This window comes from Caballeronia udeis (genome assembly GCF_044909315.1).
Lineage (GTDB): Bacteria > Pseudomonadota > Gammaproteobacteria > Burkholderiales > Burkholderiaceae > Caballeronia > Caballeronia udeis_A.
The window spans coordinates 24246-45711 of record NZ_JBIYEB010000036.1 but is presented as its reverse complement, the minus strand read 5'-3'; the positions used below and the strand labels follow the sequence as shown (position 1 = coordinate 45711).

Annotated in this window: 21 protein-coding genes, 2 tRNA genes and 3 pseudogenes; 14 read left to right on the top strand and 12 right to left on the bottom strand. The window is 59.5% G+C overall.

The features are described 5' to 3' along the window. Nucleotides 1–70: 70 nt before the first annotated feature. From ABH944_RS38020 to ABH944_RS38005, 4 genes are all read right to left on the bottom strand, one after another. Nucleotides 71–385: a transcriptional coactivator p15/PC4 family protein gene (locus tag ABH944_RS38020; protein WP_404613146.1), complete on the bottom strand. Its 315-nt coding sequence runs from the start codon at nucleotides 383–385 to the stop codon at nucleotides 71–73. A gap of 370 nt (nucleotides 386–755) precedes the next feature. Beyond that, nucleotides 756–1529, bottom strand: a complete 774-nt coding sequence (locus ABH944_RS38015) for a hypothetical protein (protein WP_404613148.1) — start codon at nucleotides 1527–1529, stop codon at nucleotides 756–758. Nucleotides 1530–1641: 112 nt separating this feature from the next. Then, a complete protein-coding gene (locus tag ABH944_RS38010) occupies nucleotides 1642–2856 on the bottom strand; it encodes a tyrosine-type recombinase/integrase (protein ID WP_404613150.1) in 1215 nt (404 codons plus the stop codon). Between the two features lie 164 nt (nucleotides 2857–3020). Further along, nucleotides 3021–3110: transfer RNA gene (locus tag ABH944_RS38005), tRNA-Ser, on the bottom strand. A gap of 110 nt (nucleotides 3111–3220) precedes the next feature. Between ABH944_RS38005 and ABH944_RS38000 the strand changes: the two genes are divergently transcribed. After that, nucleotides 3221–3517 carry a HigA family addiction module antitoxin gene (locus tag ABH944_RS38000; protein WP_404613152.1) on the top strand — a complete coding sequence of 99 codons (297 nt, stop codon included), beginning with the start codon at nucleotides 3221–3223 and terminating at the stop codon, nucleotides 3515–3517. Here ABH944_RS38000 and ABH944_RS37995 read toward each other — a convergent pair. The 3 genes from ABH944_RS37995 to ABH944_RS37985 form a co-directional block, all read right to left on the bottom strand. Further along, nucleotides 3489–3899, bottom strand: a complete 411-nt coding sequence (locus ABH944_RS37995) for a PIN domain-containing protein (protein WP_404613154.1) — start codon at nucleotides 3897–3899, stop codon at nucleotides 3489–3491. The two genes, ABH944_RS38000 and ABH944_RS37995, sit on opposite strands and share 29 nt — an antisense overlap. Beyond that, nucleotides 3892–4125 carry an AbrB/MazE/SpoVT family DNA-binding domain-containing protein gene (locus ABH944_RS37990; protein ID WP_404613156.1) on the bottom strand — a complete coding sequence of 78 codons (234 nt, stop codon included), beginning with the start codon at nucleotides 4123–4125 and terminating at the stop codon, nucleotides 3892–3894. Before ABH944_RS37990 ends, ABH944_RS37995 begins: the two co-directional genes overlap by 8 nt. 62 nt (nucleotides 4126–4187) lie before the next feature. Next, entirely contained in the window at nucleotides 4188–6362 is a 2175-nt protein-coding gene (locus ABH944_RS37985) for a malate synthase G (protein WP_404613158.1), read from the bottom strand. A gap of 277 nt (nucleotides 6363–6639) precedes the next feature. Between ABH944_RS37985 and ABH944_RS37980 the strand changes: the two genes are divergently transcribed. The 7 genes and pseudogenes from ABH944_RS37980 (at nucleotide 6640) to ABH944_RS37950 (ending at nucleotide 12023) form a co-directional block, all read left to right on the top strand. Beyond that, nucleotides 6640–7344, top strand: coding sequence for a glutathione S-transferase N-terminal domain-containing protein (locus tag ABH944_RS37980; protein ID WP_404613160.1), 705 nt, complete (start codon nucleotides 6640–6642; stop codon nucleotides 7342–7344). 329 nt (nucleotides 7345–7673) lie between these two features. Continuing rightward, nucleotides 7674–7862, top strand: coding sequence for a periplasmic nitrate reductase, NapE protein (locus ABH944_RS37975; RefSeq protein ID WP_404613162.1), 189 nt, complete (start codon nucleotides 7674–7676; stop codon nucleotides 7860–7862). Between the two features lie 23 nt (nucleotides 7863–7885). Further along, nucleotides 7886–8032 carry a hypothetical protein gene (locus ABH944_RS37970; protein ID WP_404613164.1) on the top strand — a complete coding sequence of 49 codons (147 nt, stop codon included), beginning with the start codon at nucleotides 7886–7888 and terminating at the stop codon, nucleotides 8030–8032. 162 nt (nucleotides 8033–8194) lie between these two features. Beyond that, nucleotides 8195–9971: pseudogene (gene napA, locus ABH944_RS37965) on the top strand (periplasmic nitrate reductase subunit alpha); the annotation flags it as partial. 10 nt (nucleotides 9972–9981) lie between these two features. After that, nucleotides 9982–10479, top strand: coding sequence for a nitrate reductase cytochrome c-type subunit (locus ABH944_RS37960; RefSeq protein ID WP_404613166.1), 498 nt, complete (start codon nucleotides 9982–9984; stop codon nucleotides 10477–10479). 9 nt (nucleotides 10480–10488) lie between these two features. Next, nucleotides 10489–11070: pseudogene (locus ABH944_RS37955) on the top strand (NapC/NirT family cytochrome c). 266 nt (nucleotides 11071–11336) lie between these two features. After that, nucleotides 11337–12023, top strand: coding sequence for a ribonuclease HI family protein (locus tag ABH944_RS37950; RefSeq protein WP_404613168.1), 687 nt, complete (start codon nucleotides 11337–11339; stop codon nucleotides 12021–12023). On the opposite strand, the gene ABH944_RS37945 is transcribed toward ABH944_RS37950, so the two are convergent. Beyond that, entirely contained in the window at nucleotides 11963–12694 is a 732-nt protein-coding gene (locus tag ABH944_RS37945) for an SDR family oxidoreductase (protein ID WP_404613170.1), read from the bottom strand. The genes ABH944_RS37950 and ABH944_RS37945 overlap by 61 nt on opposite strands. Nucleotides 12695–13092: 398 nt before the next feature. On the opposite strand from ABH944_RS37945, the pseudogene ABH944_RS37940 reads away from it, so the two are divergent. Both ABH944_RS37940 and ABH944_RS37935 read left to right on the top strand, forming a co-directional pair. Further along, a pseudogene (locus tag ABH944_RS37940) lies at nucleotides 13093–14167 on the top strand (peptide MFS transporter). 77 nt (nucleotides 14168–14244) lie between these two features. After that, nucleotides 14245–14321, top strand: a tRNA-Met gene (locus tag ABH944_RS37935). Nucleotides 14322–14762: 441 nt separating this feature from the next. Here ABH944_RS37935 and rpsU read toward each other — a convergent pair. The 4 genes from rpsU to ABH944_RS37915 all read right to left on the bottom strand — a co-directional run bounded on the left by rpsU (nucleotide 14763) and on the right by ABH944_RS37915 (nucleotide 16807). Then, the gene (gene rpsU / locus ABH944_RS37930) at nucleotides 14763–14975 is read right to left on the bottom strand and encodes a 30S ribosomal protein S21 (RefSeq protein ID WP_006999077.1); all 213 of its coding nucleotides are present in this window, start codon (nucleotides 14973–14975) and stop codon (nucleotides 14763–14765) included. A 220-nt stretch (nucleotides 14976–15195) separates the two neighbouring features. Beyond that, nucleotides 15196–15543, bottom strand: a complete 348-nt coding sequence (locus tag ABH944_RS37925; protein ID WP_404613172.1) for a 2Fe-2S iron-sulfur cluster-binding protein — start codon at nucleotides 15541–15543, stop codon at nucleotides 15196–15198. Between the two features lie 9 nt (nucleotides 15544–15552). Next, on the bottom strand, nucleotides 15553–16146 hold the full coding sequence (locus tag ABH944_RS37920) for an IMPACT family protein (RefSeq protein ID WP_404613174.1): 594 nt from the start codon (nucleotides 16144–16146) through the stop codon (nucleotides 15553–15555). 115 nt (nucleotides 16147–16261) lie between these two features. After that, the gene (locus ABH944_RS37915; RefSeq protein ID WP_404613176.1) at nucleotides 16262–16807 is read right to left on the bottom strand and encodes a GNAT family N-acetyltransferase; all 546 of its coding nucleotides are present in this window, start codon (nucleotides 16805–16807) and stop codon (nucleotides 16262–16264) included. Between the two features lie 494 nt (nucleotides 16808–17301). Here ABH944_RS37915 and ABH944_RS37910 point away from each other — a divergent pair, with 494 nt between their 5' ends. The 4 genes from ABH944_RS37910 (at nucleotide 17302) to ABH944_RS37895 (ending at nucleotide 21439) form a co-directional block, all read left to right on the top strand. Beyond that, nucleotides 17302–18522, top strand: a complete 1221-nt coding sequence (locus ABH944_RS37910; protein ID WP_404613177.1) for an EAL domain-containing protein — start codon at nucleotides 17302–17304, stop codon at nucleotides 18520–18522. A gap of 33 nt (nucleotides 18523–18555) precedes the next feature. Then, the gene (locus tag ABH944_RS37905) at nucleotides 18556–18996 is read left to right on the top strand and encodes a hypothetical protein (protein WP_404613179.1); all 441 of its coding nucleotides are present in this window, start codon (nucleotides 18556–18558) and stop codon (nucleotides 18994–18996) included. A 141-nt stretch (nucleotides 18997–19137) separates the two neighbouring features. Further along, nucleotides 19138–19953, top strand: a complete 816-nt coding sequence (locus ABH944_RS37900; RefSeq protein WP_062091653.1) for an ABC transporter ATP-binding protein — start codon at nucleotides 19138–19140, stop codon at nucleotides 19951–19953. A 274-nt stretch (nucleotides 19954–20227) separates the two neighbouring features. After that, complete coding sequence (locus ABH944_RS37895) at nucleotides 20228–21439, top strand: aspartate aminotransferase family protein (protein WP_404613181.1); 1212 nt, start codon at nucleotides 20228–20230, stop codon at nucleotides 21437–21439. The last annotated feature ends 27 nt before the right edge of the window (nucleotides 21440–21466 follow it).

The following is a 21466-nucleotide window of genomic DNA, read 5'->3' as shown; positions in this document are numbered from 1 at the left end:
TTTACACGTTTTGCGTGTCGTATTCCGCGGGCGGCCAGCATTCGATTTATCAAGAGTGGGTGTGAGCATCCTATGCACCCCCTTGGCCAATGGCACGCGCCGCCAGATCCAGCGCCTGGATCAGTTGGGGCACAAGCGACGGCCGGATCGTAATCGCCCGGCTGGTCGGGCGATATTCGCTCTTGTCATCGAGGTACCAGATGCGCGCACTGACGAACGTATGGCCTCGGTATTCGCCAACACCAATCAGGATCCGCTCTTGCGCGTTTCGTTGGATTGTGAACAGGGCCTCGGCGTGCTGCTGCGCGGCCGGCGATGAACTGCTAGCATCTGCGCTGTCATGGTCTTTCAGGCTGCTCTTCGGGGTGGCCGTTTTTTTTATCATGACGGCTGGCCCTGGAGGATCTTGCGGAGCTCGCCGACATTCCAACGTGTAGAGCCGCCGATCTTGCGGGGTTTGGGGAGAGCGCCGCGCTTGCTTCGGTCCCATACCGTGGAGACGTTGCAGTCACACAGGGCGGCAACAGTCTGATCGCTTACGCATGCAGCGTTAGGCAAGCTGTCAAAATCTTTGAGATGATTTTTCGTCTTCATCGTATCGACTCGGATTCGTCCGGGATTGGACGGGTCGATACGGATTAGATAGCCGCCCAGAATGGGCTCATATCCACCAGCCAAGCAAACGTCTACGACTGTCCGGCAGACGTATTCGTGCGCCGGCTATGCGTATACGTTTGCTTGGCCAACATACATTTTTAGTTGTTTTTTTTCGCCTCACGGATCCAGTCGTATACGGTTTGAAAAGCTCGGTCTTCGCTCAACGGCATGCCCAGCGTCTGCGAAAGCTTGAGCGCCTCCGGATAGAGCGTCTGGGCGGCCTGGCGAGCGGAAGCCCACGGCTTGCTGAGGTAGTGTTCAATCACCCAATCCCGGACATGCCCATACCTTTCAGAGCGAGCGCGGCCACCGAGGGCTCCCAGCTCAGCCTTGCGTCGGTGTAGGGCGATGCGGGTTTCGCGCTCAGACGTTTGCATGCCTGCATAGTCGCACGCGTGAACCAGAGACACCGAAGCCAGGCATAGATGCCGAATTGCTTCCGCGGCTTTTCCAGAGTTTATGAGCGTGGCCGCCCGGTCGATCTGCGTGAGCGCTTGTGCAGCAAAAAGCATCACAAAATACGGTTGACGATGCATATCTGAACTGTGGGCGTCGATGCATTCCGAAAAAGGCGGTGGCAATTTTGCCGGATCGATGTGCCCGCGGTCGAAGGCCAAGGTCGTCGCGTGTCCATGCATCGCAACAGACTCGAAGCCGAGTTCGTCCATTCGCTTTTTCCCTTCCGCGTTATATCTTTCTTCGATTTCAGTCACAGCGAGCGACAGCCGAGACATATCCTCTATCGTCGCATGCAGGAAAAAACCGTGAAAATCTGGACTGCATAAGCGAACTGCTTCTCTCGCGACATCCTTCAGCGAGGGGTCGCAAGCGACAAGAACTCCGTCCTTGGGATCAACAAGATTAGTGTACATGCCTGCCCATTAGCATCCCTATTTGGATGCTGCGCCGGCCGAGTAGGGCACCCGGTTTTCGCCCCGTCGGGCTAGGCGCAGCAAAACGGTCACGCAGTCATGTTGATGGGTATTACTCGCCTGGCTCATGCGGCCGGGCTATAAATTCAGCCCAGTCAGTCATCATTCGCCGGCGCTTTTCTAACACGTCACCACGCCAATAAGCGGCTTCCGTCGCATCGCCTTTGATGTGGGCGAGTGCGACCTCGGCCAGCTCGCGCGGATAGTTCGTATGCTCGCCAGCCCAATCTCGAAACGTCGACCGAAAACCGTGCGGCGTGGCCGTGAGTTCCTGGCGGCGCATCACGGCCAGCAATGCCATATCGCTGAGCATGCTATGGGCTTTGGGGCTCGGGAATAACAGGTCGGTTTTCGGATGCTCCGGCAACGCCTTGACGAGATCGAGCGCGGCAGCCGAGAGTGGTACGCGATGCTCTTTCTTCGCCTTCATCCGCTCCGGCGGAACAATCCATACCGCCTTATCGAAGTCGATTTCAGGCCGGCGCGCGCCGCGCGACTCGCCCGATCGGGCAGCAGTCAATATCGTGAACTCGAGGCAGCGCGCCGACACCCCGGGTAGATTTCTCAGCGTCATCATGAACGCGCTCATCTGGTCAATCGGCAGGGCCGGATGGTTGCGCACGTGTTTCGTTTTCTTTGGGGCGGAGAGCAGCTTATCGAGGTTACCGCGCCAGGCCGCAGGGTTGATACCTTCGTCACGGAAGCCTTTTACACGAGCCCAATCCAATATGGCTTCGATCCGGCCACGCACGCGTGAAGCGGTTTCCGTTTTCGTCGTCCAGATTGGTTCGAGTAGTTCGGTGATGTGAGTTCGGGTGACATGCCGCACCATGAGGTCGCCGATGGCGTCATACGCGTAATTGACCAACGTGTTCGTCCATTGGTCCGCATGTTTGGCGTTTTTCCATTCAGGAGCCTTGGCTTTGATGAACCGCGTCGCTGCTTCTTTGAACGTGATTTCGAGCCCATGGCTTGCGCGCAGTCGGCTTGCCGTCTCTTTCCTTGCCATGACCGGATCGACGCCAGCTGCGATCTCGTCCTTCTTCGCCTGGGCCTTTGCATGTGCATCTTTCAGTGAGACGGCTGGATAGGCTCCTAGACCGATCTCGCGACGCCGGCCGCCGACAGTGACGCGGAGAATCCACGACCGGGTGCCGGTCGGAGTGACCTGCAGCGCGAGGCCCGCGACGCGCCCAACCGCATGCGTGCCAGGCTCAGATAAGCGTGACACGGCGAGCGCACCCAGTTCTTTCGCGATTTTTGGCATTGCCGTTAACCCACCAACCGACCCACCCAAGAATTTACGACTTATTCAGATGGAAGGCAATCGATTCGGAGGGTTCAGATTTGACTGAAACCCCGTGAAACCTTATTCGGCGGGGGTTTCGGAGACTAATCCAAATTAAATTGGACTGTCTGGGAGGGGTGTTCTGGCGGAGAGACGGGGATTCGAACCCCGGTTAGGTTTGACCCTAAACACGCTTTCCAGGCGTGCGACTTAAACCGCTCATCCATCTCTCCAGCAAGTCGCGGATTATAGCAAACTCGCGCAGCTCTGCCAGCCCCCTTGTGGAGAAGAGGTTTGAAACGACCTGATCGATTGCATGGACTATCACCGAATGAGGAATTCCATGCGTATGCATAACCCGCCGCATCCCGGCGAAATTCTTTCCGAACTCTGGCTTGAGCCGCTGGAACTGTCGATAACACACGCCGCCGAAGGCGTCGACGTGTCGCGCGAAACGCTGTCTGAGATCGTCAATGGGCGCGCGGCCATCAGTCCGGAAATATCGATTCGACTTGAGCTCGCGTTTGGCAAAAGCGCCGAGTCCTGGCTAACTCACCAGGCTGCGTTCGACCTCTGGCAGGCGTATCGCAAGAGGGACGCGTTGTGCAAGGTCACTCCCGCGCACCCACAAACGGATTAACAATCCGCAACCTCTCGTCAATAACCAACCCGCCATGCATGTCCTCGGAGTAAAGGACATCGCATCCGGCGAGTAGCGCCGCTGCTGCAATCATCGAGTCATAGATTGACAGCCCGTATCGCTCTGAAATTCGCCGGCCGGTGTCGTGGGTTTCCACAGTCAGCGGCTCAGTCGTGCATACCGCCCGGACTGCGTCCAGCACATCGTTTGTCTCGTGCCACGACATGTCCAGCTTGCACCGGGTGACATTGGCGACCTCGTTCAGCACTTGAACGCTGATGACGCCGCCTTCCGCCATCAAACCCTCCGCGCGGTCCGCTTTCGCCGCATCGCCCGACAGGAGGTGAAGCGCCACGTTGCTATCCAGGAAGACCTTAGCCATCGCGATTGGCGTCATCGCGGTTGAAGGTGAAATCGGCCGGTAAGCGCCCGCGATATTGCCGGAGCCGATCCAGCAAGTCACGACCGGTCGGCTTTTTCTTGATCTGGAATTCGCGCGCACCCGCGATGACAACCTCCACATCGTCGCCTTCGTGTAATTCGAGCGCTTCCACCACCGCCGCAGGGAGGCGGATCGCCAGACTGTTACCCCACTTGGATACCTGCATGATCGCCTCGTTGGATATACGTTAAGGCATTGTATATCCAACGAGTGTCAAGCGCCGACCTCTCACCCCTGCTGCTTGACCTCCAGCCGGAACTTATGCAGCAACGGCTCCGTGTATCCGCTCGGTTGCGCGCGGCCCTCAAACACCAGCGCCTTCGCCGCCTTGAAAGCCAACGATGTTTCAAAGTGGCCGGCCATCGGCTGATACTGCGCGTCCCCGGCATTCTGCTTGTCGACGACCTTTGCCATCCGCTCGAAGGTCTCGCTGACCAGCGCCTCCGACACCACCCCGTGATGCAGCCAGTTGGCAATATGCTGGCTCGAGATTCGCAGCGTTGCGCGGTCTTCCATCAGCCCGATATCGTGGATATCCGGCACCTTCGAACATCCCACGCCCTGGTCAACCCACCGCACCACGTAACCCAAAATCCCCTGCGCGTTGTTCTCGATCTCCTGGCGAATTTCCTCATCCGACCATTGCGCTTTTTCGACCACGGGAATCGTCAGCAAGCCATTGAGCAATTCATCGCGAGCGCTGGCATAGCTGGTCTTCTCCAGCTCCTGCTGCACGGCTTGCACATCGACCTGATGGTAATGCAGCGCATGCAGGGTGGCGGCGGTAGGCGAGGGCACCCATGCCGTGTTCGCCCCGGCTTTCGCATGGGCGATCTTCTGCTCGAGCATGGCGTGCATCAGGTCGGGCATGGCCCACATGCCTTTGCCGATTTGCGCGCGCCCACGCAATCCCGAACTCAGCCCCGCGAGCACGTTGTTGCGCTCATAAGCCGTGATCCACGCCGACGACTTCATGTCGCCCTTGCGCATCATCGGGCCGGCTTCCATCGCGCTGTGCATCTCGTCGCCGGTGCGGTCGAGGAAGCCCGTGTTGATGAACGCCACCCGCGCCGATGCCACCGCAATGCACGCCTGCAGGTTGACGCTCGTGCGCCGCTCCTCGTCCATGATGCCCATCTTGATCGTGTAGCGCGGCAGGCCGAGCAGGTCTTCCACGCGTGCGAACAGCTCATCGGAGAAAGCAACTTCCGCCGGGCCGTGCATCTTCGGCTTCACGATATAAATCGATCCGGTGCGCGAATTGAGCTTGTTTTGCCGGTCGTGCAGCGCGCCGAGCGACGTCATCACGGCGTCGAGAATACCTTCGGGAATCTCGTGTCCGTCGCGATCGACAATGGCAGGATTCGTCATCAGATGCCCGACGTTACGGATGAACAGCAGCGAGCGGCCATGCAGCTTGACCGTCGAGCCATCGGGCGCGGTGTACTCGCGATCGGCGTTCAGGCGGCGCGTGAAGGTCTTGCCGTTCTTGGTGACTTCCTCTACCAGATCTCCCTTCATCAGGCCGGTCCAGTTGCGGTAGAGCTGGACCTTATCGGCGGCATCAACGGCTGCCACCGAATCCTCGCAGTCGATGATCGTTGAAACAGCCGCCTCCATCAGCACGTCCTTCACATGCGCGGCATCGGTCTTGCCGATGGAGTCAGTCGCGTCGATCTGGATCTCGAAGTGCAGGCCGTGGTGCTTGAGCAGCACCGCGGAAGGCGAGCCGGCATCGCCCTGGAAACCGATGAACTGATCCGGCGATTTCAACGCCGACGAACTGTTTTTCAACGTGACGACAAGCTTGCCGCTTTCTACGCGATACGCGGTGGCATCGACATGCGAGCCGTTGGCGAGCGGTGCAGCTTCGTCGAGGAACGCGCGAGCGCGAGCGATGACACGTGCCCCGCGAACCGGGTTGAATTGCGCGGTACGTTCGGCGCCGTCGGTGTCGGGAATCGCATCGGTGCCGTACAGCGCATCGTACAGGCTGCCCCAGCGCGCATTCGCGGCGTTGAGCGCGTAACGCTGGTTGGAAAGCGGCACGACGAGTTGCGGTCCGGCCTGCTCGGCAATTTCCGTATCGACGTTCTGGGTCGTAGCTTGTACAGCGGCGCTTGCCGGCACGATGTATCCGATCCCTTCCAGAAACGCCCGGTACGCCTTGAGGTCCCGCACCGGTCCAGGATTTGCCTTATGCCACTGGTCCAGTTCCGTTTGCAGCCGGTCGCGTTCGGCGAGCAGCGCGCGGTTCTTCGGGGCGAGGTCGTGGACAAGGGCGTCGAAGCCCTTCCAGAACGCTTCGCTCTCAATGCCGATGCCCGACAGGGCTTCATCATCGACATACTGGCTGAGCTCGGCTGCAACCTGTAATCCGTTTCGCTTGATCATTTGACTCATGGGTAACTCCAGCTCTGTTTGTATTCGGTGCAATTGCGCATAGCCGCATGCGGTGTATTCGACGTTCGATATAACCACCATGTTAACGCTTCTTTATCGATCCGATCCGATCTGGCCGCGTCGCGGTGCCGGGTGAAAAGACAAACGCCGCCGGAATGTCTATATTTGTCGTCCTGTACACCCAGACAATCCAACGCCCGATCAGGCGAGCCATCGCCTTGTATCGCCGAGCACGCTCCTCCAGAGTCTTAAAGTCTGAACGTTTAAAAGGATATCCATGACCGACTTGTCCGCTTTTCCCATAACGGCAAAATGGCCTGCGCAGCATCCCGACCGGATTCAGCTCTATTCGCTGCCAACGCCCAACGGCGTGAAGGTCTCGATCATGCTGGAGGAGACCGGGCTGCCGTACGAGCCGCATCTGGTGAGCTTCGAGACCAACGACCAGATGTCGCCGGCGTTTTTATCGCTGAATCCGAACAACAAGATTCCGGCGATCATCGATCCCAATGGCCCGGGCGGCAAACCGCTCGGGCTCTTCGAATCGGGCGCCATCCTGATCTATCTCGCCGACAAAACCGGCCAGTTCATCCCTCAAGATGCAGCGGGCCGCTACGAGACCATCCAGTGGGTGATGTTCCAGATGGGCGGTGTTGGTCCGATGTTCGGCCAGGTCGGTTTCTTTCACCGGTTCGCCGGCAAGGAGTACGAAGACAAGCGCCCGCGTGACCGCTATGTCGCTGAGTCGAAGCGTCTGTTGGGCGTGGTCGAGCAGCGGCTGGCCGAGCGCAAGTGGATCATGGGCGACGACTACACGATCGCCGACATAGTGAGTTTTCCGTGGATCCGCAACCTGATCGGGTTCTATGACGCGGGCGGGCTGGTGGGCATCGAGAATTTTCCGAACGTCAGGCGTGCACTCGATGCGTTCGTCGCCAGGCCGGCGGTCGTGAGAGGTCTGGATATTCCGAAGCGGGGGTGAGAGTGAAGTAGGTGTTCTTGCGACAAAGGCAGCCGCGCGCTGCCTTTGTTTATTCAAGCAAGGGTTAATAACATTTCGCGACGCGTTCGTCATTTGATTTTCAAGGATCGAAGTTCTGGATTGCCGGGTGTTTCCGGTGAGTTTCTGTAACTGTAGATATAAAGACGTTCATTTTTATTAATTCGTTTTAACTGTAACAATCACTCGTTTCCAGCGTTTTCACAAAATAATAAATCCCTTGACGCTTTCCCCGCGTGCGCCAACAATCACTTCCACAGCATCTCAAAAAAGCCGATTCTTAATCGGAATGTCTCTCGTATTTCATAATCATGACGGAAACTGAAACTCGCCTTCGAAAGGCGGAAGAGCTCCGTAGCTTCTTCTTCCTGACCATCATCATGGTTCCTGTATTAACCATCACGTTCGTTGCCATTTATGGTTTCAGCGTGTGGTTCTATCAAATGCTGATCGGCGGTCCGCCTCACCGACTAACGCGCGGATTAATTGGTTTCATGTAATTGAAAACGGCAGGAGCCGACTCATGTCTGCACGTCTGAAAAATGCATTCGTTGAACTCGTTTCAATTCCCGAAGCACATATCGCGGGAATCGTGGCGCATGCGAGTCAATCGAATCTTGAAAACATCAAGCAGGCATTTCGCTTCTGCCGGGTTCAGAGATTCACATGACAAGTCCGGAGAGGAAAATAATCGTGACGCTGGAGGCGCGCCGCTCAGTTGACATTGTCGATTAACTGAATGCCATTCACGCACTTCCAGGCGTTTATTCCGCATCACTCGTTTTATCAGTTTCACGAGGATATCGAAGCGCTCGACCGGGAGATTCGCGACGTGGCGGTGCTGTCCACGTTCAAGCATCGCAGCTTTGATCTCGCCGACTATCGGGTGATTTTCACGCCGCAGTCCGACCTCGCGATCATGAACTACATCGCGAACGTGATCATCAAGACGAATCGCGTGAACAAGGACTTTGTTGCGAAGCATGTGACGTTCAAGGAAGGCAACGCGGATATTGGTTACGGGCTCCGCCCGGATCATCCGTTGCAGAAAGCAGCCAAAAAACGCCGGCGATCCGAATGGTTCGAAGCCGATGGATTTCGACGCGTTCGCGCATTTCGTCTCGAAGTACGACGCGGGTTATGTGACGAAGCTTTCGGGCATGCCGAAGGCAAAGCCCGACCAGCTTGCGGAGCTTTATGCCAATCCGAACATCAAGGTGATGTCGTTCTGGACCATGGATTTCAACCAGCACACACGCGGTACGTGGGCGAACAACATGATCTATAACCTTCATCTCTTGACCGGCAAGATCGCCACGCCGGGCAACAGTCCGTTCTCGCTGACCGGGCAACCGTCGGCGTGCGGCACGGCGCGGGAAGGGGGGACATTTTCGCATCGGCTGCCGGCGGACATGGTGGTCACGAACCCCGAGCACAGGGCGCACGCGGAACAGATCTGGCGGCTGCCGACGGGCACGATTCCCGAGAAGCCGGGCTATCACGCGGTGATGCAGAACCGCATGCTGAAGGATGGCAAGCTGAATGTATATTGGGTGATGTGCAACAACAACGTCCAGGCAGGCGCGAACCTGAACGAAGAGACGCTGCCGGGATATCGGAACCCTGAGAATTTTATTGTGGTGTCCGATGTGTACCCGACCGCTACGGCGGTATCCGCCGACCTGATCCTGCCCGCGGCGATGTGGGTCGAGAAAGAGGGTGCGTACGGCAACGCCAAGCGCCGGACGCAGTTTTGGCACCAACTGGTGGAAGCGCCCACCGGCGCGCGCTCCGACTTATGGCAATTGATGGAGTTCTCGAAGCACCTCAAGATCGAGGAAGTCTGGCCGCCCGAGTTGATTGCGAAGAGCCCGGGGTTGACGGGCAAGACGCCATTGGATGTGCTCTACCGAAACGAACAAGTCGACAAATTTCAGGATAAAGATAGCAATCCGAATTATAAGAATGATGAGTCGAAGGCCTTCGGCTTTTATGCGCAGAAGGGGCTCTTCGAGGAATACGCGACTTTCGGCCGTGGTCATGGTCACGATCTCGCCCAGTTCGACGCTTATCACGAAGCGCGCGGTTTGCGTTGGCCGGTAGTTGACGGCAAGGCGACACGCTGGCGCTACAAGGAGGGATCGGATCCCTACGTAAAGACGTGTACCGGTTACCAGTTCTACGGCAACAAGGACGGCCGCGCGGTGATTTTCGCGCTGACGTACGAACCACCGGCCGAAGCGCCCGACAAGGATTTTCCGTTCTGGCTCGCAACGGGACGTGTGCTCGAACACTGGCATTCCGGATCGATGACCCGGCGTGTGCCGGAGTTGTATCGGGCGTTCCCGACGGCCGTGTGTTTCATGCATCCGGATGACGCAAAAGCGCTCGGCCTGCGCCGTGGCGACGAAATCAAGGTGATGTCGCGGCGCGGTTTTATCCGTACGCGGGTTGAGACGCGCGGTCGTGACAAACCGCCGCGCGGTCTCGTGTTCGTCCCGTGGTTCGACGCGAGTCAGTTGATCAACAAGGTGACGCTCGACGCCACCGATCCGATCTCGCTGCAGACCGACTACAAGAAGCGTGCCGTCAAGATTGTCAGAGTCTGAGGAGGCGGCCATGCGAGCGTGGACCGTGGTGGTTGCAGCAAGTCTTTGTGTTTTTTTCCAGGCGGCGTCGGCCCAACCGGTGATTCCTGCCGGACCGTTTCACGACGCCATGCGCGGCACCACGCCGATCGATGAAGAGGCGAAACCGCCGCTGATTGCACCTATCGAAAACAAGGATGTCATCAGTGGTCGCGCTTATGCACAGCAGCCGCCGACGATCCCGCACAAGATCGACGGCTATCAACTCGACAAGAACGCCAACCGCTGCCTTGCGTGCCATGCGAGGAGCCGCGGGGCCGAGAGTGGAGCCGTGCCCATCGGCGTGTCGCATTACCTCACGCGAGACAACGCCACGCTCGGAAGCCTCTCGCCACGGCGCTATTTCTGCACGCAGTGCCATGTCCTGCAAGCCGACGCGAAGCCGCTTGTCGGCAACACGTTCAAGGGTGCGGAAGATGTGCGCGTTGCACCCGGGCCTGCTGGGCCGAACGCGGCCGGGAAGAAATAGGAGCGTGCGATGTTCGGCCTGATAAAGGGCTACTGGCAGACGATCAACCGCCCGAGCACCTACTACAGCGTGGGCTTCCTGACGCTCGGTGGTTTTCTCGCGGGCGTTATGTTCTGGGGGGCGTTCAACACGGCGCTGGAAGTGACCAGCACGGAAGCGTTTTGCACCAGTTGCCACGAGATGCACGACAACACCTTCGCCGAACTGAAGAGCACGATCCACTAGAGCAATCGCAGCGGCGTGCGTGCCATTTGCTCGGATTGCCATGTGCCGCACAACTGGACGGACAGGATTGCGAGAAAGATGCAGGCGTCGAAGGAAGTGTGGGCGAAGCTGTTCGGCTCGGTCGACACGCGCGAGAAGTTCCAGGACAAACGGCTCGAACTTGCCGAACACGAGTGGCGCCGCCTGGAAACGAACAATTCGCTCGAGTGCCGCAATTGCCACTCTTTCGAGCCCATGGACTTCACGCGCCAGAGCCCACGTGCGCAGAACGCGCACCAGCGCTTTCTAGCTACGGGCGAGAAGACGTGTATCCGCTTGCGATCAATGCAAGCGACACGCTGTCGGCGCATCAGCAGGTTGGGGTAGAGGCACGGATCGTTTCGACAGTCGGGGGGCGATCTGAGCGGACGAAGCGACGCGACGCCCGAGGATTGGAAAATCGGCACGCCAGCGTGGTGATCGCGGCGGCGTCGCCATAGGCGCGTGATCTCGTGACCTGGCCTCGCGGCTCAGCGCCGCCAATTTCGGGCTCGCTATAAAAAACTTGTTAAGCTCGGCATTCGATCACTTTAATGCCCGGGATGTTCGAGTTCGAAGAGCTACTGCTAATTGCCTACAAGAAGGAGCGCGCGATGAGTCGGCGTTTGTCGAAGCTCACCTCGCTCTCTGCTCACGCTGCTTTGACCCGGACACTGGAAAAAGCAGCCGGTGCGCAGACGCTCGCGGAGCTTGTGAGCGCGCGGCATCGGGAAAGGGCCGCAACAGAACATGCACGAAGCCACCGTGAGCAAGCGCGGGCGGCCGCGCGCGAGGCCAGAAAGGTGCGACCCGCCATTCGCGATGCCGCGGCATGGCACGCGTGGTTCGACGGTTCGGCGCATCCGAATCCCGGCAAGATTGGCATTGGCGGTGTGCTGGAGAGCCCGGACGGCGACGTTGTGAAGATCAGTACGCTGGCCGGCCATGGCGACAGTTGCGAGGCGGAATATCGTGCGCTGATCGCGGTGCTCGAAACGGCCGTGTCCCGCAGGCCGGCGCCGGCGAGGCTGGTGATCCACGGCGACAGTCAGGTCGTGATTGAAGACGTGCTTCGCGACGAAGCCAGCAGCGCGCCCGCGCTAAGTTCATACGCCACGCAGGCACGCAGTTTGATCGCGCAACTCGCAGATGTTCGCCTGCAGTGGATTCCGCGCGCCCGCAACTCAGTCGCCGACGCGCTGTCGCAGCAGGCCATTCGCGGCGGCGCCCATCCAGATCATCAGGACAGGTCGCGTACGTCTACCACGGGCGAGTCCCCGAACGTATCGCTCAACGCGTAGTCGAGTACCTTTCGTGCGGCGTCAGCCGGTGTTGAAAGCTGGCCGTTGCGTTTGAGGTCATCGAATTTTTCCCGCAACGGGAAATGCTCAAGACCCGTGCCGCGGATCTCGGCTTGCATGTCCGTGTCGACAACACCCGGTGCAACGCTGGATACTCGCAACGCGCGGTTGTTATCCAGCACGACTGCGCGGGCATGATGATCGAGCGCTGCCTTGGTCGCGCAATAGATGCTCCAGCCAGGGTACGGGTTACGCGCCGCGCCGCTCGAGATATGTACGATCCGTCGATCAGAGGCCGCTGGACTTGCTGCCGCCACTGCCGCTGCCAACATCAGCGGAGCCGCCACGTTCAGGCTCACCGCACGCCCGATCGCGCTCACATCCTGCCCTTCAATTCCGCCCACCGGCTGCAACATGCCGGCGTTGTTGATCAGCAGCACGGTATGTGCACCATCGATAAACCGGGCGAGTGTTTCAGTTCCAAGCCATTCGCTGAGCGCAGCGGGATTCGCGAGATCGAGTTCGACTTCCTGCAGCAGGCGCGAGGCGGATGTGTTGCTGCTGGTGCGCGACACCCCGAGCACCGCAATGCCGCGTGACCGCATGAGGTGGGCGAGTGCCGCACCGAGGCCGCGTGTATGACCGGTGAGAATCGCCTTGATAGTGTCCATGTCGATGCAACCTGAAGGTGAATTGAGAGCATAAAGTTACCACGATTTTTCAGAAAGGCCATCGACGAGAACAATTGCAACAAATAAATCGGTATGCTAAGCAATTGAAAGAATGCATGAAACAAAAATCGATTCAATCAGAATGACGGTTGACGCGAATCAAACAATAGCGTCGTAAAAGCGCTCCGGCGCATCGTTCAATTTCCAGTTTCCGCTTTAGTGTCAAAAAGCTGAACGCTGTATGTGCAAGCCTTTGTCACACATTTTCAGGCGGTGCTGTGATAATCGCGACTCTCCATGTGTCGGACTCCTGTATTAATGAATCTCCCGCGTTGGTTTCCTCCTTGTCACCTGTCGGGCATTAATGCCGCGAGCGTTTCACCTTATCGGGCATACCCATGACACCACATCCGTCCGGCACGTCTCAGACGCGCTCGTTCACGACCGTTTTCCTGATCGAGATGTGGGAGCGTTTCGGCTATTACGGCATGGCCGCGTTACTCGTTCTGTTCATGATCGACAAGCTCGGTTTCGCCGATTCCCACGCGAACCTCACATGGGGCACGTTCACCGCGCTCGTGTTCTCCGCGCCGGCAATCGGCGGATGGATCGGGGACAAGGTGCTGGGTGCGCGCCGCACGATGATCTTCGGCGCATGTGTCCTGGCATCGGGTTATCTGATGCTCTCTATTCCCTTTGATTCATTGGGCTACCTGTATGCGGCGCTAGGGGTGATCGTAGTCGGCAACGGCCTCTTCAAGGCGACGCGGCAAATCTCGTGCGACGCATTTACGAGGGCGACGACGCACGCCTCGACAGCGCGTTCACCATCTACTACATGTCGGTCAATATCGGCTCGACCATTTCAATGCTCGCATCGCCGTGGATCAAGGATCACTGGGGCTGGCACACAGCCTTTGCCGTATGTTTCGCCGGAATGGTGCTCGGGCTGGTCAATTTCATACTGATGCGCAGGACGGTCGGACGCATTGGTTCGGCTCCTGACGACGAACCCATGAACTGGGGGTACTTGTGTTCGCGTTCAGCGGCCATTATGCGGTTGATGGCCACGTGTCTTCGTGGTTCATGGTCGGAGGCTACGGGCTATATTCGCTTGGCGAACTGCTGGTGTCCGGACTCGGCCTCGCGATGATCGCCCACTACGTGCCCGCACGCATGAGCGGTTTCATGATGGGAGCGTATTACGTCGCGACGGGGGTGTCGCAATACCTGGGCAGCGTGGTCGCCAACTTCGCACGCATGCCGTCCAACGATCTTGATTCGCTGCAATGTTTGCCGCTTTATACCAAGCTCTCTTTTGGGCTCGGCTGGCTCGCGGCAGGCGGGGCTGCAGTGGCAATCATCCTGCTGCCGTTGTTGGATCGCCTGTCACGAGAACATAGGCGTTGTGTGGACGCGGTACGGTCCGGCACTGATCCGTTCGCTCCGGCGAAGCCGGCATCGCTACAATAACGTCAACGCACTCAACTCATTATCAATATTCTTCGATTCGGTTTGACCTGACATACCCTTAGCGCTATAATCTTTTTCGCGGGGTGGAGCAGTCTGGCAGCTCGTCGGGCTCATAACCCGAAGGTCGTAGGTTCAAATCCTACCCCCGCAACCAGAGATTCAACGCATAAAGCCCGGTCCATCCGGGCTTTATGCGTTTACGGCTGCGAATGGCGCGAAGACGCTTTGATAAGCAGTCGTGCAGCGCGCATGGAAGCTTCAAGCATGCGTCGAGCGGATGTATGAATCTATGTCGGTGAATTCATCGCGCAGTTGAATTCACTCAGTTGAATTCAAGCAGGGCAAACGTAAAAAGCCCGCACGATATGAATCATGCAGGCTTTCGAATTCTGGATGCGTGGGCGCAGTCGATACAGTTCGCTACACCTTGAATTGATCGGCTAATCGAGCCGCAAATCAACCGCCGGGCTAGGGCGCAGGGCCGGTACTGAGAGTCCGGCCTGTATCCGGGACGGTTCCAACACGCCCCCGGCTTACTCGGCGCTTCGATCGAACCACGTCGACCTGCAAGCCGCCGTTCAGACGTACAACACCATCAATAGAATTTCTTGGGCAACTGTGCGCGACGAATCTGCTTGCGCAGGCGAGCAACAGCAGCAGCTTTCTTGCGCTTGCGCTCGGTGGTCGGCTTTTCATAAGCCATGCGCGACTTCAGTTCCTGAATCAGGCCGGTACGTTCGACCGTGCGGCGAAAACGGCGCATGGCGACGTCGAAAGGCTCGTTCTCTTTCAACAATACTTTAGTCATTGATATCTCAGTTGGTCTGGCCCTGCCAGAAAATTGGGCAAAACGCAATTGTACACTTTTTGGAGCCTTAATTACAGGCTGGTGAACAATGGGACGCACTTCGCCGCTCGGGAATGCCATCGTATGTCTTTGATAAAAGACAACAATCCCGGATTACCCGGGTGGCGGCTTGCGGTTATCGGCTGTTTGCGCAAAGGCGCACCAAGCCCAATTCAAAACCTCAAAAGCCGCGGCTGCGAGCCGGTTTTGTGTCGGCGGAATTTGGAATTTCCAGGAAATCCACTTGATCGACGATCAGGTCGGACGTGGGCAGCGCCACGCATGGAAGAATCCAGCCGCCGGCTTTTTCGTCCGTACTCAGACCCGGCCAGTCAATCCGATACTGCACGGTGCCATCGACCAGATGGCACAAGCACGCGCGGCATGTGCCGTTGCGGCACGAACTCGACAAGCGTAGCCGGTCAAGCGCGGCGGCTTCGAGGATCGTGGTCTGCCCGGTCGACGCGAAGCTGCGCCCCGAGGGCAGCAGCGTGATCGTGAAAGACGGTGGATGGTCGACGGCGCTCATGGTGCTCACTCAGGGCGTCTTGGTAATGGCCGCGCGGCCGTGGGTCAGGTCGCGGATAACGTCAGCCGCCTGGTCGCGCACGGCAAGCGGCATCCGGATGGACAGGCGGACAGTCATGCCGTAGCCGGGTTCATCGAGTGCATGGCCTTCTTGTTCAACCCAGCGCCGCACACGCGCTTCGTCGGCGTAATCCACCTCCACTTGCAACAGGCCGAGCGGTACGCGTTCGATGCGTTCGGCCAGTTGCATCGCGGTTGCGATGGCGTCGGTGTAAGCGCGCACCAGACCGCCTGCGCCGAGCTTGATACCGCCGTAGTAGCGCACGACGGCAGCCAGCACGCCGTCCACTTCATGGTGGCGCAGCACCTCCAGGATCGGCCGGCCGGCGGTGCCGGAAGGCTCGCCATCGTCCGACATGCCGGATTCGCCGCCCGCCAGCAGCGCCCAGCAGACATGCGTGGCACCGGCGTGCAGGGCGCGCAGCGTATCGAGTTCGAGCATTGCGGCGGCGCGATCGGCGACAGGGATTGCCAGCGCGATAAAGCGGCTTTTGCGAATGTCGATTTCGGCACTGACGGCGGCGGCGAGGGTGTAAGTGGGCAACTAAAGCTCAGGCTGTAAAAGAGGCGACCGGAAGGTCGTGATGCAATGGTATGGCGAAAGGACGCTGCGCTCGCGGACTATCGCGGGATAAACGGCGAGCGCCTGATAGCGTGCCTCATTTCTGCGGAATCAACGCCTTGTCTTCGCCGAGTGACCGCTGCATGAGCACCGTGTCCACCCATTGGCCGTGTTTGTAGCCCACCTTGCGCAGTATGCCGACATGCTCGAATCCAAGGCGTGCGTGCAGCGCGATCGACCCGGCGTTGCCGCTGTTGCCAATCACCGCCACGAGTTCGCGCCACGGTCCCGCATCGCAACGTTCGATCAGCGCCGTTAGCAGCGCGAGACCGAGACCGCGGCCGCCGAAGCCATCGGCTATGTACACCGAATCCTCGATCGTGTGCCTGTACGCCGACCTCGGCCGATACGCGGTCGCATACGTGTAGCCCACCACCACGCCCTCCATTTCAGCCACGAGGTAAGGCAGGCCGGTACCGGTGATTGAAGCGTGCCGGCGACGCATTTCGTCGGCGTCCGGTGGCGTTTCCTCGAAGGTCGCCAGCGCATGCTGCACGTAGTGGGCGTAGATGCGGGTGATCGTATCGAAATCGGTGGCTTTCGCGTCGCGGATTGTGAGAGCGCTGGCTTCGTTCGATGCCATTGAGTGCCTCCATGGTTTTGGCGTTAATCGGATGATGAGCGGACGACGATCGGACGATGAGAAAAGTCATCATCAGGAGGTTCGATTTTCTCACGAGTATCGGACTCATCCGCCATTTGCCAGACGCCTGCGCACTCGCGCGGGAAAAGCATCGAGCCGGCGTGCGCCAGCCCACCAAAGCAGGCAATTCCCGGGCCGCCAAGCATTGAAGCCCGGTGCACCCCGCCGCTAAACTGGGCCGTTTGCCGGGACGACACCAGAACGATCTGGAACCAACCCCGGACCCAGGCAAGGTTAGATGTAAAACAGGGATACGGTTGTCAGCCATGTGGACACGATTGACGGCACGAACAACCGGACCAGGAACTAACGGCGCGAGCAACCCAGCCTTGACGAATCCGCGCACGACACAGCAGATGTCATCAGGTGCCTCATTAAAAACTATTATGCAGCGCGTATCCGGCGCAAAGGCGTCGCGAAATGGAATGCGCACGATGATCACGTTCAGACACAGCGGGCGCGTAGCGTTCCTGGCGGGCATCGTGCTGATCGCCGCTTTGCTGCCGGGGGTGTTGTGCGTCCTGTTTGCGCCGGGCGTGGATGAACGTGTCGCCGCAGCCCGGGAAGCCGCTGCGCTCGAGAGCTATGTCGTGCATATGGTCGACACCGGTGCAATCCGCTTGATCGGCAACACGTCGGCGCCTGCAACGTCCAGGCCGTTTGTGCAGTTTCCGGTACCGGGATTCGCCGCCATGGCGATGCTCCCGAACCCCAACACGGCTCGTCGCGGCTACGAATCAGCCAAGGCGGCAAGCGCCGCAAACGTCGTGAACACATCGGACGTAACCTTCGGCGAACGCCTGCGTGCGTTGCCCTGGACCTGGCTGCTGGCGGGCGTAGCGGGCGGCCTGGCGCTCTCCGCGTGGCTGGGCGTGTTGATGGTGCGCCGTCTCTCCCCGGTCGGCCAGCTCAGCGACGCCGTGCGCAGGCACCAGTTCATCGTCGCGTATCAGCCGATTGTCGACCTCGCCACGCGCCGCTGTATTGGCGCTGAAGCGCTCGTGCGCTGGAAGCACCAGAACCGGATCGTGCGCCCCGATCACTTCATTCCGCTCGCGGAGCATCGCGGCCTGATCCAGGCCATCACGGACCAGGTATTCGACACCGTCCTGCTCGAACTCGGCGAGTTCCTGCAGCGGTACAGGGAGCTCTACGTGTCGATCAACCTGAGCGCGCCGGACCTGACTTCGCGGCGGTTCCTGGAGCGGCTGACGCCGGCGCTTGCGGCCGCGAACATCGCGCCGCAGCAGATCCGGATCGAGGCGACCGAGCGCTGTTTTCTCGATGCCGACGCCGCCAAGGAAGTGATCCAGGCGTTTCGCGACGCGGGCCATCCGGTGTATATCGACGACTTCGGGACGGGTTATTCGAGCCTCTCGCACCTACAGAATTTCCAGGTGGACGCGTTGAAGATCGACAAGTCTTTCGTCGATACCGTCGGCCAGGACGCGGCGTCCAGCAGCGTGGCGTCGCACATTATCGACATGGCGCTGACGCTGCAGGTCCAGGTGGTGGCCGAAGGGATCGAGCGGGAGGAGCAGGCGTGTTACCTGCGCACGCGCGGCGCCCAATTCGGGCAAGGCTGGCTCTTTTCCGCGCCGCTGACAGCGCCGGATTTTATTCGCTATGTAGGGCGCGGTCCCGCGACGGTGTAGGCTTGGCTCATTTTCCACCTCAGGGCAATGACCATGACCACCAGGATGACCGACCCGGTCGCGACCACGTTTCTCAAGGACGTGCGCCATCCGCTGCTGGCGCTGCACCGTAGCATTCTCGACGAATTGCGCACCCGTCACGAAGCCGAATTCGGCGTGGTGTCGCCGGGAGAGTTCCTGCAGATCGTGATCAACGGCAGCGCTTATAAATGGCTTGGCCCGCTGTCCACGCTGATCGCGGCGCTCGACGACGTACTCGACTCCATCGACGATAAAGACGCCACGCCCGACGCCCGCATCGACATGGCGGACGCGGTCACGGCCATGTTCGGCGCGAAGGGCCGCAACGCCGCTTTCGACGCCCAATTCCTGCCGATGCTGCAAGACAGTCCCGAGGTTGCGATAGCCAATGGCCGCGTGGCGCAGCAAGTGCGGGCCGTGATGCCCACGTCCATGCCCGCCGCAAAGGACTGAGCATTGACCGTTGGCTCGCCGGTCGGGCGAAGGCGTTTGTCCCTATGCCTGCCCGCTGACAGCTTTCGGTAGAATCCGCAGCCATGATCGACAGAGGGCCGGGTTTCAGCCCGGTCAGACCCACTTTCCGGGGAGAATGCGTTGGACTCATCCGCACAAAATGCTGCATCCGCTGCCGCGCAAAACGCCGCGGTCAAACTCGTCGCCCGCGATATCCACAAGCGTTTCGGCGAGAACGAGGTGCTCAAGGGCGTCTCGCTCGCAGCCAACGCCGGCGATGTGATCAGCATCATCGGGTCAAGCGGCTCGGGCAAAAGCACTTTCCTGCGCTGCATCAACTTCCTGGAACGGCCGAACGCCGGCGAGATCATCGTCGACGGTGAACCGGTGCGCACGAAAACCGATCGCATGGGCAATCTCGAAGTCGCGGACCACAAGCAGTTGCAACGCGTGCGCACGAAGCTCGCGATGGTGTTCCAGCACTTCAATTTGTGGGCGCACATGACGTCGATTGAAAATGTCATGGAAGCGCCCATGCACGTGCTGGGGTTATCGAAGAAGGAGGCGAGCGAACGCGCGCGCGAATGCCTGGAGAAGGTCGGGCTGGCGCCGAAGGTGGAGAAGCAATATCCGTCGCATCTGTCCGGCGGCCAGCAGCAGCGGGTCGCCATTGCCCGGGCGCTCGCCATGCATCCCGACGTGATGCTCTTCGATGAACCCACCTCCGCGCTCGATCCCGAGTTGGTGGGAGAAGTGCTGAAAGTGATGCAGAAGCTGGCCGAAGAAGGCCGCACGATGATCGTCGTGACGCACGAGATGGGCTTTGCGCGCAATGTATCGAATCATGTGATGTTTCTGCATCAGGGGCGCACCGAAGAGGAGGGCGCGCCGGCTGACGTGCTGAGCACGCCCAATAGCGAGCGGCTGCGGCAATTCCTGTCCGGCAGCCTGAAGTAGGGCTGGATTCATCGGCGCGGGCTCCGGCATGGCTGCGGGCCCCAGCGCAGCGATCGGTGTGATCGCTGCGGGTTCGGTCGCGTCCCGCGTGCAATCTGCAGCGGCGGGCTGGACGCCGATGTCTTGCGACTGACTTACAAGCGTAAATGCCCTCGAATACCATGAAACCGTGTCGCGTTCCCGCAAGACGCGGCGCCCGCGCGCGCCTACCATCTGATAACGATGTGTAAGCTGAAAAATAAGCTGACTACCCGAACAAGCAAAGGAGCGATTCATGACGGATCTCAATGTAACGCGCGGCACGTTCGACGAAGTGATGGTGCCTCTTTTCTCCCCGGCGAATTTCGTGCCGGATCGCGGACTCGGTTCGCGCGTGTGGGATACGGAAGGTCGTGACTATGTCGATTTCGCCGGCGGCATCGCGGTGACGGCGCTGGGTCATGCGCATCCCGAACTGCTGAAAGTGCTCCACGATCAAGGCCAGAAACTCTGGCATATCGGCAACGGCTATACCAACGAACCCGTGCTGCGGCTTGCAACCCGCTTGACCAATCTCACCTTCGCCGACCGCGCGTTCTTCGCGAATTCCGGCGCCGAAGCGAACGAAGCCGCGCTGAAACTCGCGCGCCGTTACGCTATCGACAACACCGGTCCGCAGAAAGTCGAAATCATTTCGTTCACGCAGTCGTTCCACGGCCGGACGCTGTTCACCGTCAGCGTGGGCGGCCAGCCGAAATATGCCGAAGGTTTCGGCCCGACGCCGCAAGGCATCACGCATCTTCCCTATAACGACCTGGCCGCCGCCCGTGCAGCAATCGGTCCGCAAACCTGCGCGGTGATCGTCGAGCCGGTGCAGGGCGAAGGCGGCGTGTTGCCGGCTGATCCCGCATTCCTCAAGGGCCTGCGCGAGGCTTGCGACCAGCACGGCGCACTGCTGATTTTTGATGAGGTACAAACGGGCGTGGGCCGTACCGGCTCGTTCTACGCTTACATGGGCTACGGCGTGACGCCGGACATCCTCACGACCGCGAAGGCGCTTGGCAACGGCTTCCCGATCGGCGCGATGCTGACCACCGACAAGATCGCCGCGCATTTCAAGGTCGGCGTGCACGGCACGACATACGGCGGCAATCCGCTGGGCGCAGCGATTGCGGACAAGGTGGTTGAATTGATCAGCGACACTGCCGTGCTCGAAGGGGTGCAGCAACGCAGTGTTGCGATCAAGGCGCACTTGAAGCGCATCGATGAGCGTTTCTCCGTGTTCAAGGAGATTCGCGGCAAGGGTCTCCTGATTGGTGCCGAACTCGCCGATGCTTACAAGGACCGCGCGAAGGACGTGCTCAACGCCGCCGCGAAACACGGCGTGATCATGCTGATCGCGGGGCCGAACGTACTGCGCTTCGCGCCGTCCCTGATCATGCCGATGACCGATCTCGACGAAGGTTTTGCGCGCATCGAAAAGGCTATCGCTGACGTGGCGCATTGAACGTGCGCACTTCGGCATCTTCTCTAA